This window comes from Streptomyces sp. 2114.4, assembly GCF_900187385.1.
GTDB lineage: Bacteria > Actinomycetota > Actinomycetes > Streptomycetales > Streptomycetaceae > Streptomyces > Streptomyces mooreae.
In genome coordinates this window covers 4188973-4202412 of sequence record NZ_FYEY01000001.1, presented here as the reverse complement: position 1 = coordinate 4202412, position 13440 = coordinate 4188973, and the positions used below count along the sequence as shown (strand labels likewise).

At 69.6% G+C, this 13440-nt stretch carries 12 protein-coding genes and 1 tRNA gene; 3 read left to right on the top strand and 10 right to left on the bottom strand.

Annotated elements, in window-relative coordinates; all coding sequences use genetic code 11:
• Positions 1–129 precede the first annotated feature (129 nt).
• From CFW40_RS18420 to CFW40_RS18385, 8 genes are all read right to left on the bottom strand, one after another.
• The gene (locus tag CFW40_RS18420; protein WP_088798932.1) at positions 130–621 is read right to left on the bottom strand and encodes a GNAT family N-acetyltransferase; all 492 of its coding nucleotides are present in this window, start codon (positions 619–621) and stop codon (positions 130–132) included.
• 220 nt (positions 622–841) lie between these two features.
• The gene (locus CFW40_RS18415; protein ID WP_088798931.1) at positions 842–1267 is read right to left on the bottom strand and encodes a DUF4186 domain-containing protein; all 426 of its coding nucleotides are present in this window, start codon (positions 1265–1267) and stop codon (positions 842–844) included.
• Positions 1268–2220: 953 nt separating this feature from the next.
• Positions 2221–2529, bottom strand: a complete 309-nt coding sequence (locus tag CFW40_RS18410; RefSeq protein WP_143034554.1) for a hypothetical protein — start codon at positions 2527–2529, stop codon at positions 2221–2223.
• 201 nt (positions 2530–2730) lie between these two features.
• On the bottom strand, positions 2731–2964 hold the full coding sequence (locus CFW40_RS18405) for a cold-shock protein (RefSeq protein WP_088802202.1): 234 nt from the start codon (positions 2962–2964) through the stop codon (positions 2731–2733).
• Between the two features lie 530 nt (positions 2965–3494).
• Positions 3495–3743, bottom strand: coding sequence for a hypothetical protein (locus CFW40_RS18400; protein ID WP_088798929.1), 249 nt, complete (start codon positions 3741–3743; stop codon positions 3495–3497).
• Positions 3744–3920: 177 nt separating this feature from the next.
• Positions 3921–5363 carry a hypothetical protein gene (locus CFW40_RS36700; protein ID WP_088798928.1) on the bottom strand — a complete coding sequence of 481 codons (1443 nt, stop codon included), beginning with the start codon at positions 5361–5363 and terminating at the stop codon, positions 3921–3923.
• A gap of 372 nt (positions 5364–5735) precedes the next feature.
• Positions 5736–5822 (bottom strand) — tRNA-Ser (locus CFW40_RS18390).
• 54 nt (positions 5823–5876) lie between these two features.
• Complete coding sequence (locus CFW40_RS18385; protein WP_088798927.1) at positions 5877–7388, bottom strand: S1C family serine protease; 1512 nt, start codon at positions 7386–7388, stop codon at positions 5877–5879.
• Positions 7389–8011: 623 nt separating this feature from the next.
• On the opposite strand from CFW40_RS18385, the gene CFW40_RS18380 reads away from it, so the two are divergent.
• From CFW40_RS18380 to CFW40_RS18370, 3 genes are all read left to right on the top strand, one after another.
• Positions 8012–8857: a glycerophosphodiester phosphodiesterase gene (locus CFW40_RS18380; protein WP_088798926.1), complete on the top strand. Its 846-nt coding sequence runs from the start codon at positions 8012–8014 to the stop codon at positions 8855–8857.
• A gap of 140 nt (positions 8858–8997) precedes the next feature.
• On the top strand, positions 8998–9606 hold the full coding sequence (locus tag CFW40_RS18375) for an ATP-binding protein (RefSeq protein ID WP_256331409.1): 609 nt from the start codon (positions 8998–9000) through the stop codon (positions 9604–9606).
• A gap of 186 nt (positions 9607–9792) precedes the next feature.
• A complete protein-coding gene (locus CFW40_RS18370) occupies positions 9793–10761 on the top strand; it encodes a DUF5926 family protein (protein ID WP_088798924.1) in 969 nt (322 codons plus the stop codon).
• Positions 10762–11011: 250 nt separating this feature from the next.
• Here CFW40_RS18370 and CFW40_RS18365 read toward each other — a convergent pair whose 3' ends face one another.
• The gene (locus CFW40_RS18365) at positions 11012–11641 is read right to left on the bottom strand and encodes a hypothetical protein (RefSeq protein WP_088798923.1); all 630 of its coding nucleotides are present in this window, start codon (positions 11639–11641) and stop codon (positions 11012–11014) included.
• A gap of 373 nt (positions 11642–12014) precedes the next feature.
• The gene (locus CFW40_RS18360) at positions 12015–12764 is read right to left on the bottom strand and encodes a bifunctional DNA primase/polymerase (protein WP_088798922.1); all 750 of its coding nucleotides are present in this window, start codon (positions 12762–12764) and stop codon (positions 12015–12017) included.
• Positions 12765–13440: the final 676 nt, after the last annotated feature.

Genomic DNA, 13440 nt, shown 5'->3' with positions numbered 1-13440 from the left:
ACACTCACCGCCGAGGGCCCGCCTGGCCACCGATTTACTCCGGACCGCGCCCCGGTGCGCACCCCCGGCCTTCTCCCCCTCTGCCCCTCTCCCTCTCTCCCCCTTCTCCCGCCCCTCCCTCCTCTCCCTCTAATCGCCCACCACAAATTCGAGCTCCGGCCGGTCCCACCTCACCGCCGGCGGATCCGCGGGCACCGTTCCGACCAACCTGGCGCCCACACTGCGGTAAAAGCCCTCGGCAGGCGGATGCGAAACCACCCGCACCTTGTCGATCCCGGCGCTCCGCGCCTCCCCCAACATGTGCTCTACCAGCCGACGTCCGATGCCGCAGCCCTGCGCCTGGTCCGACACAAACATCAAGTCCAGCTCGGCCGGCTCCACCACCAGCGAATAGAACCCCACCACCCGCTCGCCACCGCCCTCCTCACCGGGGAACGCCTCCACGGCGACAAAAACCCGATGCGCCACGATGTAATCCGGCCCCACCCGATACCCCTCAACCATCGAGGAATAGCGCCCTTCATAAGCCCGGGATCTCCGCACCAGCCGCGTAAGCCGCCCCGCGTCCCGCTCCTCGGCCCGCCGTATCACCACATTCCCCCGCAGCGCCCCACGCACCATCCCAGCCCTACGCGCGCCCACGGCGACCTCTCCCCTTTCCCGAATCCCGACGAAATTCACAATTCCATTCCCGTCACCACTCTACCGCACAAGAAAAACCCCATCGCCAAACTGCCCAGAATCCTCCCGACCCTGACAGACGAGAAAGACTTCCCCCCCTCTCCGGAAGGCGCCAGGAGCTAACCGCTAAGAATGTGCCAGAAATGAGTCAGGCAATGATTCAAGAATTACCGCCAGGACTCTCCTCCCCCGAAGGCCCCGCGCCCGAGGATCCCCCACCCGCCACCTCGCGTTCGATCCAACGGCAGATCACGCCCACCACATACGCACGCTCCGCACGGTTCAGCTCCCGCCCCTTGGGGATCTGGTGCCAGCGCTGGAGGCAACCGCGGCAGCACGTCGCGGTCGCGTGCTGAGCGACGAAGACCGGGTGGCCGCGGTAGGGGGTCTGCTTGCCGTCCTTGTACGGCTCGGCCGGTGCCAGCCGCTTGGCAACGATGTCGTAAGCGTGCCACCGCATCGTGGCCGGCCCGCTCAACTCGGCGGTGGCCCGCTCACGACCACGCAGATGAAACTTCGCACGAAACGGATGCCGCGCAAGGGCATCCAACCGTTGATCAAGCGAACGAGGCAGCGGATCAGACATCAATGGGTTCCCAGGAAAGACGGCGCTTCCCTACCACCCTATGACCGAGGCCGCTCGAACCGACAAGCCACGATAAGCAACCCGAGTCGACGTCCGTCAAGTGGACCCACGACTCACATTTCCCGACTCACAATTCACGGCTCACGAGTGAGACTGAAGAGCAGCCCTAACCTTCTCTCTGACCCCTCTCTCCCCTACAACAATGGACACAGAACCCTCCGCGCTCGTCGCCTTGACGACATCAAGCGAACCCCGACATTTCGAAGCCTTGGAGAGATTCGGAGAGAAGAACTTCACCACCATCGCATCCTTCCCACAGGAAAGAGAAGCCCAGGTGCCACCCGCTCCATTGGCCGAAGTATCCGAGTAGGGCCCATAGGGAACGCCTTCAGCACCTTGAGCACCATCTTTCGGCCAAGCACTGAGCACGTGAATGGAAAGATTCCTCTGGTCGCCGTCACGAGTCGTCGCCAGACCGCATTTCCGCCCCGCGACGTAAACGATGATCCGGTCGTCCCCATTGCGGACTTCCCCGACCACCCTCCGCTTCTCCGGTTCCAGCGAGATGTCCTGCTCGGACAGCGGATCGTCCGGCAGGCCGACCGCTGGAAGCCGATACAGCCGCGAAGGCCTAGCGGAATCCGACGCGGGGAGGGCAGAACGATTACCTTCACCCTCCCCTGACGCACATGCCACGCATGCCAGCAACAGAGCAGACCCGACGACGGCATGCTGAGCCAGGCGCCTCACCGGCTAATCCCCATAGCGCTAGACGTCAGATCAGCTTGTCCACTGGCTGAAGCATATTCCGAAGCGCTCCACCACAAATACACTGTTCCCCCTGACCAACCCTGCAAATTTCGCAACTGAGAGACACGCCCCGATAGGCCTCAATTGACCTCAGCAAACTTCCTATCTCCTTTGCGGCACGCTGGCGAGCCCCACCCGCTTCGTCAGCCCCGTGGTCCGCGCTGCTGCAGGTAGAACTGGGCAGTTCCCTCCACTCCCATGTACGGGAGGTGCATGATCCTCCCGTCCTCCTTGTCGATGACAGCGCATCCCACCGCGGGCGCCGGCTGAGAGGGCGAGGCGGCAGGCGGGAACTGGTCCGGCAGGATGATGTACCCGTGGCTGAATTCCCGGGCGATCAGCCCGCCGGCACTGCCGTCGGGCCGACGCCAGCCGTAGTGGGGGCGAGCCATCTCCACGGCCTCCTCCGGGGTCTTGGGGCCCACAGGTGAGGGGGTGTTCATATTGCTCATCGAAGCTCCTTCAGGGGGAAGATGCGCCTCCTCCAGCCGCCCGCCGCGCGGAGTCGTCACGCAAACGATCTTCACCGTACGGCGATCCGCCGGGCAACCGGAGTGCAGGGCGTGAGGGCCCAGCGGGTTGCGGAGGACCGTGGACGTACGCCGCCGTTGATGTCAGGTGTAGCTGCCAGGTGCAGATACCAGGCGTAGATGTCAGGCAAGCCGAGGCACGATGGCCAGCGCGCGGTAGTCGTACCCGCCCTGCTTGAAGCCGGGGGCTTCCCAGGTGAGGTCGACTTGCTGTCCGGGCGCCAGCGTGCGGAAGCCGGTCATCTGAATGTCGGAGAAGTGCCCAAAGCAGCCACCGGGCGTCTCAGGCGAGTCGAGCACACCCCGGCCTTCCTCATCACGCCTCAGCAGGCCAAAGGCTGCGAGGGCGGTGAGCATGCGCATGTTGGTGAACAACTCCCAGCGCCCCAGGATCTCTGCGTGCTCGGCCGGGGCTGAGGTAACTGCCCATCGCTTGATCTGCCCGTTGATCGGCACATTGCCGAACCGGGTTATCAGAGGGTCAGCAGGCTTGCCATACCCGAGATCCGACGGGCGCGGCCACCTGTCAGAGCGGTGAGGGTCAGGACGCCTACTTCAGCAGGTCCAGGCGACAGAGGATGAGGTGGGTGAAATCGACTGGGACATCTCGGTGGACTCCACTATCGTGCGCGCACATCAGCACGCGGCGGGCGCTCGTACTGATCCACCGCCGTGGCCCGCCTCAAAAAGGGGCCGAAACGCCGGAACGTCAGAACGAGGCGCCGTGGCCGGCCCTGTACGCCTGCCTGGCGCAGGTGGTGCGGGAGGTGAGGGCCTGGGTCGCTCACGCGGCGGGTTCACCACCAAGCTCCAACTGAGCGCGCACGGCCGCTGCCGCCCGCTGTCCCTGTTGGTTACGCCAGGTCAGCGAGCGGACTGCACCCAGTTCAAGCGGAAATCTGGTAATCAAGGCATGGATCAAGCGGGCCGCATTGCAGGATCTCTTCCACCGCTGTCCAGACGTCGAAAGGCACGTGGTAGCAGTCGGTCATCCAGGGATCGTCGACATCCGGGGTGATCACCTCGCGAAGCTTGATGATCTGCTCCCGGCTGATGGCGCGCTGCGTACTCAAGAACTCGTCCTGCTTACTGAAACCGTCCAACGACCAAACGCCGTACGGTTCTTCCCTGACCATGGCCTCAGCGCATGCGCTGCCGCGTAAAGTCGTTTCTCGAAAAACAGGTCGGCAAGAGCGACGCGCACTCGGCGCTCTTGCCGACCTCGACGACAACGACCGGTGGAGATGGACAGTGTGCACCGTCTCCCGGCTCCGTGAGGTGTGAGCCGCTCTCTGGCCCCAACCGGCTCCCGGTTACTTACGGCTCTGGCCCCGCACAACGTCCATGAGGTCCGTGGGCGCCAACCGGACGCCGTACAGGAGCGCAACCAAGACCAGCGCAGAAACCCCCGTCACCTGGGCCGTCACCTGGTCGGGGAGATCCAGGAACGCACCGCCCACAGCCACCCCGCATACACCGGCGCCCAGGATCACCAGCCGTACCCATTCCCGGTTCACGGCCGCCGTGACGCCCTCCAGGTCGTCCGGGTCCAACAGAGCCAGTGTGCGGCCCTGGGCGTACCGCTCGGCAATCTTGGCCAACAGCCGCGCCATCTCATCGAACACCGCCTTGGTGTCCGCATCGGAGTCCTGCCGCGCTTCCACGGCCCGCAGGGCACCCACCACATCGGCCGCGTGCCGCTTGAACCGGGCCGCCTGAACACCCCGCACGGCCGTATGCCGCGTACGCCAGGCCGACCACACCACCCGCTCGGCTTCTGCCAGGTGCACCCGCGGGGCGGCCAAGGGCTCACGGATCTCGGCCATCCGGAGATAGTGCCGGCGCGCGTATCCCACCCGGGCGAGGCATCGCACCAGGTCCACCACGGGCCGGTTCCTCCTGGCCTCACCCACCCGCAGGCTCAGCAGTTTCCGTGCTGCCGCGAACCGCGGGGTGGGGTCCAGGTGCGCCGTCTTCTTCGCCTGCTGGTACCGGGTGGGAGGTGCCAGGAACCCAACCGCGACCAGGACCGCCCGCACCGCCATGAAGGCCGCCACCGTCAGGACCAGCGCCACCACGGCCGTTGCGGCGTCTCTGGGCCGGCCCAGTGGATCAGCAAGCGCCGGCAGATACGGCGTGGCCGTATCTGCGATGGCCTCGACCATCCTTCGCAACGTCGCCACGATCGATGCGAGCGGATCAATGCCCCCGCCCCCGACCCCTTTGACGACGTCGGGCGGCGTGTCCACGCGAGTGATGATGGCACCGTGCGCCTCGGCCGCCTCCGCCGCTTGACCGCTCCTCTCCCACAGGTCAACCGTTCCCCGCGTCAGGCCTGTCACCAGCGCACCGGCGTTCAGGGTTACCTGGAGCAAGACGTACGCCTTGACGACGTACAAGAGCAGGGCCCCCGGGATGGATTCGTACCACCGCGCCACCGCCGTGCGCACCGCGTACGACCGCGGGAACAGCCGATCCGCAGCTGGGCCGAACCCTCGGCGGGCCCACGCCAGGTATCGCCCGGTTGACCGCGCGCGGACCCGTACGGCCTCATGTACGACTCTCACCCACCCCCGGATCACCAGGGCCACCACGCGGGCGCGAAAGAACATGACCATCGCGCGGACGCGCCACCGGTCGCCAGGGTCGAGTAACCGCAAGATCACAAACGCCGGCAAACCGACGACTCCCGTGACCAACCCCCAGAACGCCAGCACCACCAGCGCCCTGAACACCACTGCTATCAGATCGAGCATCCGGGCAGTCTCACCCAACGCCCCGAGCGTCGGGGCCGGACGCGGGAATGAGAGAAGGCCACGCGTCCGGGCGTGGATGCGTGGCCCTGCGGCGTACGGGCCGGCCGCCGCATACGCGGCGAACTGGATCGGCGGTCAGCAGTTCGCCACCGACGCCCACTCCTACGGGATCGGTGGCAAACCGGGCTCCGCCGGCGGCACCGACACCAGCAGCTTTCCGGCTGACCAGCACCTACGACGGCCTCTGCCGCCCACCACCACGGAGCGGCCGCACACGGCCAAAGCCGTCAGCCGCGGATCAACGGCATGGGGAAACAAGCGGCCCCTGACCGGGAAATACCTGGTCAGGGGCCCATTCGCTGTGCTTCACAGCGGAGGCTGTGGGATTTGAACCCACGGTGACGTTGCCGCCACGACAGTTTTCAAGACTGTTCCCTTAGGCCGCTCGGGCAAGCCTCCCCGCGGCACCGCGGCGCGCGGGGCGCTTGGGTGTCGCGGGATCAGACTAGCGCGTCACTTGTCGCCCGTGCGCTGGCCCAGGGTGACCTGGGTGGTGTGCTCCTTGCCGCCGCGCTTGTAGGTCAGGGTGACCTGGTCGCCGGGCTTGTGCTGCCAGATCTCGCTGATGAGGGTGGGGCCGCTGTCGACGACCGTGTCGTCGAGCTTGGTGATGGTGTCGCCGGGCTTGAGGCCCGCCTTGTCGGCCGGGCCGTTCGGGGTGACGGAATCGGAGCCGTTGTTGCCGGTGCGGGCGATGGTCGCGCCGTTGCCGGTGTCCCGCATGCCGACCTGGACGCCGATCTGGGGGTAGACCGGCTTGCCGGTCTTGATCAGGTCCTGTGCCACCCGTCGCGCCTGGTCGATGGGGATGGCGAAGCCCAGGCCGATGCTGCCGGACTGCTGGGACTCGCCGCCCAGTCCGCCGCCGTTGCCGGCCGACTGGATGGCGGAGTTGATGCCGATGACATTGCCGGCGGCGTCCATCAGGGGGCCGCCGGAGTTACCGGGGTTTATCGAGGCGTCCGTCTGCAGGGCGCTCATGTACGAAGCGCTGGAGCCGCCGCCGTCGCTGGAGGCCACCGGGCGGTCCTTGGCGCTGATGATGCCGGTGGTGACCGTGCCGGACAGGCCGAAGGGCGCGCCGATGGCGATCGTGGCGTCGCCGACCTGCACATTGGAGGACTTGCCGAGCGGGAGCGGGTTGAGCGCGGCGCCGGAGGTGTTCTTGAGCTTGATCACGGCGACGTCGTAGCCCTGGGCACGGCCGACGACCTCGGCGTCGTACTTCTTGCCGTTGGAGAACGTCGCGGTGAGCTTGCCGCCGTCGGCCGCGCTGGCGACGACGTGGTTGTTGGTGAGGATGTGGCCCTGCTTGTCGTAGATGAAGCCGGTGCCCGTGCCGCCGTCGCCGCCGGCACCCTGCGCCTCGATCGTCACGACGCTGGGCAGCGCCTTCTGCGCTATCCCGGAGACTGAGGTGGGCTTGCGGTTCAGTGCCCCGGGGTCGCCGGACGCGGAGACCGTCGTCGAGTCGCTGTCGCTCTGGCCCGCGGCCCAGAAGCCGATGCCGCCGCCGATACCGCCCGCGACCAGCGCGGCCACCAGGACGGCCGCGATCAGGCCGCCGTTGCGCCGTTTGGGGGCGGGGCTGCCGGTCGTGCCCCAGGGGTCGCCGCCGCCACCGTAGGGGGGCTGCTGGCCCCAGCCGCCGGCACCCGCTCCGGGGCCGGCCGCCGAGTACGTGGGGAACTGGCTGGTCCGGTCGTCCGCCGGGTCGTCGCCGGGGTGGCCGTAGCCGGGCTGCGGGCGGCGTCCGTCGCTGTACGGCGGCATCCGGCCCGGTTCGTCGAAGTTGGGTCCGGCGGCCGAGGTGACGGTCGGTGCGAACTCCGGCGGCGGGGGCGCCGCGGGCGGGACGCCGGGAGTCCGGGCGCCGGAGGCGGACGCGGAGGCGCGGTCCGGCTGCGGCCCGGTCGGCGGCTTGGCCTCCGACGGGACGGCGGCTCCCTCGTTCTCGGTGCTCACAGCTCTCTCCTCAGCTTCACGACTGTCGGCGCCCACGGCCCGGCGGGAGGGTGTCCCCTCCGCCCGGAGCCTCAGCCAACTCTGAGGGTCCGGGGCGGGCCGTTTCTTCCGGGGCTTGCGGTTCGGCCGGACCCTGGGGGTGCGTCCGGGTGGTGCGTGGCGGGCCGTGCGGTCCGCCGGGTGGTGCGGTTGGTGCGGTGGGAGACCCGTGGGCCTCCCGGTTGTCTCTTTCGGTCCGGCGGGCCCGGCGGGCCCTCCGGTCGTGCGGTTCCCCCTTGCCGGACGGGGGACCCGGTACTCCAGCATCAAGGATCCGGGCAGTACGGGCGAGTCCCGTCCACGGATCGGAGTCCGCAGAGCAGGGTCCGCGGGCCATGACTGCAGGCCCGGTCCGCACCTCCCGGCTGTCGCGAGACCCGGTCCGCAGGTCCGGCCGGCACTACGGGCCGGACGGTACGGGCGAGTCTCCCTTCCCAGCCTTTCCCACCACGCGTCAGAGCGCCGTAAGCCAAGGCTGTGACTGTCACCTCATCCTTTATGCCGGACAAAACCGGCGCATCCCCGGTTCCGCACACCGGGTACGCGCCCGGCGGCCCGGCGACGGTGGATGGCACGATAACGCGGTGACCTATGCACGCCCCGCCCAGGACGGCCGTCCGGGCCGTCCCGCCATTTCCGTCGTCGCTCACCGCGGCGCCTCCGAGGACGCCCCGGAGCACACCCTCGCCGCCTACCGCAGAGCGATCGAGGACGGCGCGGACGCCCTGGAGTGCGATGTCCGGCTCACCGCGGACGGCCACCTCGTGTGCGTCCACGACCGGCGGGTGAACCGCACCTCGAACGGGCGCGGCTCGGTCTCCGCCCTCGAGCTCGCCGACCTGGCCACGCTCGACTTCGGCTCCTGGAAGGACGACGGGTCCGCGAACGAGGCACCGGACCGGCAGCACGAGGACCCCGAGCGGACCTCCGTACTGACGCTGGAGCGGCTGCTGGAGCTGGTCGCCGACGCCGACCGCCGGGTCGAGCTGGCCATCGAGACCAAACACCCCACCCGCTGGGCCGGGCAGGTGGAGGAGCGGCTGGTCGAACTGCTCGCGCGGTTCGGGCACACCGGACCGGCCACCCGCACCGACTGGACCTCCCCGGTCCGGGTCATGAGCTTCTCGGCGCGCTCGCTGCACCGCGTACGGGCCGCTGCGCCCGGCATCCCCGGCGTCTACCTGATGCAGTTCCTCACTCCGCGGCTCCGCGACGGCCGGCTCCCGCCCGGCGTCGGCATCGCGGGCCCGGGGATACGGATCCTCCGGGCGCACCCCGAGTACGTCGCCAGGGCGCACCGGGCCGGCCACCGGGTGCACGTGTGGACCGTCAACGACACCGAAGATGTCGAGCTGTGCCGGGAATTGGGCGTGGACGCGGTCATTACGAACCGCCCCAAACAGGTGCGTAAGCAACTCGGCCTTGGCTAAAGCTCCTCACAGGGTGTGCACCGGCGCATTCGGGCCGTATGCGGTTATGTCCAGTGCGTCACTGTGTGCCGCTTGGCCGGTTTCCGGTCCAGTCCATTGGGGCATTCATCCCGTGGCGTGGGGCAAAGGAGGTCTCGGGGGTGGCGTTGGTGGTGGCACAAGAGGTGCCGACGTCGTCGATCATGGCCGTACCCCATGGTCCAGTGGGTGTGGGCATGGCCAGGCGACGCATGCGTGAAGAGCTGTTGGCAAGTGGAGTTCAGGACAGCGTCGTCGATGACGCGGTGCTCGTCCTGTCGGAGCTGTTGAGCAATTCGTGTCGCCATGCGCGTCCGATATACGAACAGGGATCACCGGGTTCCGTACCGCCCGGCGCATCCGTCACGCCCGACGCGAAGGACGCCCCCGCGGCATCCGTGCGGGCCTCTTGGCGCATCGATGCGCAGGGCCGGCTGACCGTCGCGGTCACGGACGGCGGCGGTCCGACCCGCCCCCTTCCGTCCACTCCGTCGGTCACGGCACGCGGCGGCCGCGGACTGGCGATCATCCGGTCGCTCACCAAGGACTGGGGCGTGCGCGACACGGTCACCGGCGAAGTCACGGTCTGGGCGGCCCTCTCCCTGCAAGGCGCGTTCGCTACGCGCGTGGACCTGCTGCCCGATCTGCCGCCCTCGCTCTCCACGGGCGCGGGCGTGCGGGGCGGCCTGCCGCTGGGTCCGGCCTTCCCGGAATTCGACGACCTGACGTAGCGTCAGGCAGCGGCACGCCGAGGCCCGGCTGTGACGGGGCGGCGTCCGGGCCGGGACACACCGGCGTGCGGGCGGCAGGGCATGACACGGCCCGGTACGCAACCGGACGCGACCGCGCAAGTGATCCTCTAGGCTCGCGCAGATACGCGTCCGTACGTCCAGGATCGACCAGGAGACCCCGTCGCCATGGCCAAGAAGCGCCGTCCCCAGCCCCAGGCCGCAGCACCGCAGATCAAGGACGGCGAGGTGCCGGTCGTCGGCGCTCGTGAGCCCTGCCCGTGCGGCTCCGGCCGCCGGTACAAGGCCTGTCACGGGCGAGTGGCGGCACACGCCGCCACCGAGCTCGTGCAGCGCCCCTTCGAGGGCCTGCCCGGTGAGTGCGACTGGGTGGCCCTGCGCGAGCTGGTGCCCGCCGCCACCGCCGAGTTGACGCTGAAGGGCGGGCTGCCCGAGGGCGTCCCGTCCGTGACGCTGGCGACCGTGCTGCCGATGGCGTGGCCCGCGCTGCGCCGCGACAACGGCGCGGTGCTGCTCGGCCTGCAGAACGACACCGCGTCCGGCGACCTCAGCCGCGACCTCGCGGACACTCTGCAGCGCGCGCTGGCCACCGAGCCCGGCAACCCGGTACCCGCCGAGCGGCACAGCGCCGACGGTCCGCGGCTGCAGGATCTGCTCGACCCGGACGCCGCTTTTGAGCCGACCGTCCACACCGGTTTCGAGTTCTGGGTGGAGAACGCCGAGAACGCCACCGGCGAGGTCGCCGCCTCTCTGGAGCGCGCCAACGCGGCGGCCATCCCGACCGCCCGGATCCCCGGTCTGGAGGGTGCGTACTGGTGCGAGGCCCCGGAGAAGAACCACCTGCGCTGGGTCACCGCGCACCCCGAGGAGCAGCTGCTGGACGCCCTCGCCCGGCTGCACGCGGCGGGCGCCGCCTCGCTCGGCGAAGGCACCCGTCTGGTGGGCTCGTTCCGCGCCCATGGCCTGGTCGTCCCGGTCTGGGACCTGCCCTCGGAGATGGGCGCCGACGAGGTCGCCAAGCCGGCCGCGGCGTTCGCCGAGCGGCTGGCCGGGGCCCTGGCGACGGACGCCCCGCTGACCCCCGAGGAGCGCCGGGCGCGCGGCGGGCTCACCAACCGTCAGGTCACCCTGAGCTGATCCTCCCCCGTCCTCGGCCGTGGTCCGGACGCCCCGGGGGAGCCCAGGCGTGACACCCGTCACAACTCCCTGTACCTGCCGGTAAAGAGGCGTCCGGAATTCCACGATCGAATTTGCGAACCGCCGATCTCTTGTTACGGTTCTAGAAGCCCGGTCGCTGGTGCATCCCCCGTCGCCAGCGACCGGGCGCTTCCATGTCCGGAACCAGGCATTCCGCTTGGCGCTTCCGGCTCCTCGGCAGCCCGCGGCCTCAGTGCTCCGAACCGCTGCCCGCCGCGGACGAGTTGCTGCCGGACCGCAGCAGCAGCCGCTCCCCCGCCGCATCGGCGATCTCCGCCACGGCCGCGTACCGCGGCCGGCTCCGGTGGACGGTCGGGGTGGCCGGCGTCTCGCACACGCCCGGCGCACCACCCGCCGCCACCTCACAGTTCACCTGGACGGTCCTGCCGTCGGGCCGCAGCAGCGTCAGCACGGCGCGGAGCCGGCCGCCGGTGCGGTTGCGGTAGTACGTACGCCCCCGGGTGACACCGTCCCCGGCGAGCACGCAGGTCTGGGCTGCGATCCCCTGGGGCGCGGTGAGTTCGGGGCCGCAGCGGGAGGTGCGGCCGGAGAGGCGCGGCAGGCCGGGGTGACCGGAGGAGCCGGCCGGGCTCGAGCCGACGGCGGCAGTGCGGAGGCTCTTGCCCGGCTTGCTGCCGTTATTTCCCCTGCTTCCCTTTTCCTCCGAGGGGCTATTTTCGGCCTTGACTGCTTCCCCGGATCCCGCCCCCGGGGACGAGGGGCCGGCCGGGCCCGCCATCGCGGCGCCCAGCGGCACGGCGAGGGCGAGCAGCGCCGTGCCGGCGAGCCCGATCATGCGGATTCTCTGCGCACGCTGCATGGCCCCCACCTGCACTCGATATGCCGCTGACGACGGCTTGACGGTGGGCCGAACCTATCGGTCGGCGGGGGCACCCCCGGGCGCCCGGGCGCCGGTTTCCCCGAGAGACCGGGGCAGGTCGCACCCGTACGGGTGATCCACCGCGAGGCGTTCCGTGCGTCCGCCCCCCCGGGCCGTCGGCGCGCCCCCGGATCCGCCCGCCCCTCCATCACTCATCCGTCCGCGCGTTCCGCGTCCGCCCGCCCGTCCGTCACTCCTCCGTCCGCGCGTCCCGCGTCCGCCCGCCCGTCCGCCCCTCATCCGTCCGCGGGAGGTGCCCGCACAGCACGAGGGCGCCCGACTGCGCATCGGGCGCCCGGAGCATCCGCGAGGGTCAGTACGCGAGCCGGCTGCCGCCGTCGGGGGAGCCGGTGCTCGCCGTGACCAGCGCGTCCACGATCGTGGCCACCTTCGGCAGCCAGGGCGCGGCCGGGGCTGGGGGTCCCCCCCGCTCGAACGAAGTGGAGAGTTTGGGGGAGGCCGGCGGGCGCTCCCAGCGGACCTGGCCGGCGCCGATCTGGGAGGGCGGGAGCACCACATAGCCGCCCTCGCCGTGGAACCGCAGCGAGCTGGGCACCCAGTCCTGGGAGTGCAGCAGCTCGCCCAACTCCGGCAGACCGTACGGCGATACGAGCAGCGACCAGCGGGTGGGCGTGGCCACCACGGGGCCCAGGCGCACGCCGAAGTGGTCCAGCGCCGCCAGGGCGCGGGCCCCGGCGACCGCGGGCAGGCTCACCGCGCAGGGTGCGCGGCCGCCGGTGGCCAGCACGACCGGGGCATCGGGGCGGTTCGTCCACCACCAACGCACCATCCGGGCATCGGTGGTGGCCGCGAGCAGACCGGGATCGAAGGGGTGCGCGCCGGGCACCACGCAGTCGGGGTCCGGGCAGCTGCAGCGACGCGTGGTCCGCTCGCCGAGGCCGAGCCGGGCGCCGGCCGGCTGCCGGCCGCCGGAGCGGAGTCCCACACCGGGAAGTACGGGCCACTGCCACTCGGTGGCGTAGTGGAGCGCCGCACCGAGCTGCGCCGGCTTTCCGCCGCGCCGGAACAGGAGCTTGCGTCGCCTTCCGAGGATCTCGCGCATGAGCGCTCGTTCCTTTCCGTTAACGCCGAGGGCTTTGTCCATCGCACTGCATGGCACTACATGCCGGGTTCACCATCGTCGTGCGCCGTGCCGCTGCATGCCGTTGTGGGGCGTGTCCTGCGGCCCGGCCGGGGAGCCCGGGGTCGATCGGCATCGATCACGCCACGTGGTCACTGGTCACCGCGTGTACAAAGCAGCGCATCACGCCGTACGCCGGGCGTGAAGTGTGGCGAGGGGTGGCGTGCGTTGGCGCTTGCACTTCCGTGGTGCAGTCCCCGCCTCTTGGGAGTGCGTCGCGGTCGTCGGCTTGTTAGACGCCGGTGCCCGCCGGAGAGTTCCGGTACGGCGCCAACTGACTCCGCACCTTTCCGAGTACGTACCCGCCACTGTGGTGATGACGCGCTGCTGATCGCCGTCAGTCGACCGCAAATTGACGTTCGGGGGGCTTTTTTCAGGCCAATCTACAGACCTCGCTGACACCACAAACCCCATGGGGACAATGCTGGACATCGCATCGCTGCTGCGTGTACATGTGGAGGCATTAATAGCGGAGCAGCATGACATGGGGGTTTGCGATGCTATTGAGGAAATTGAGCGGCCAACCTTACCGCGCAACATCACTCAACAAAATGCCGCACTCCCTACCAAAAAGCGGCCTGACCTCGGGTAATGCCAG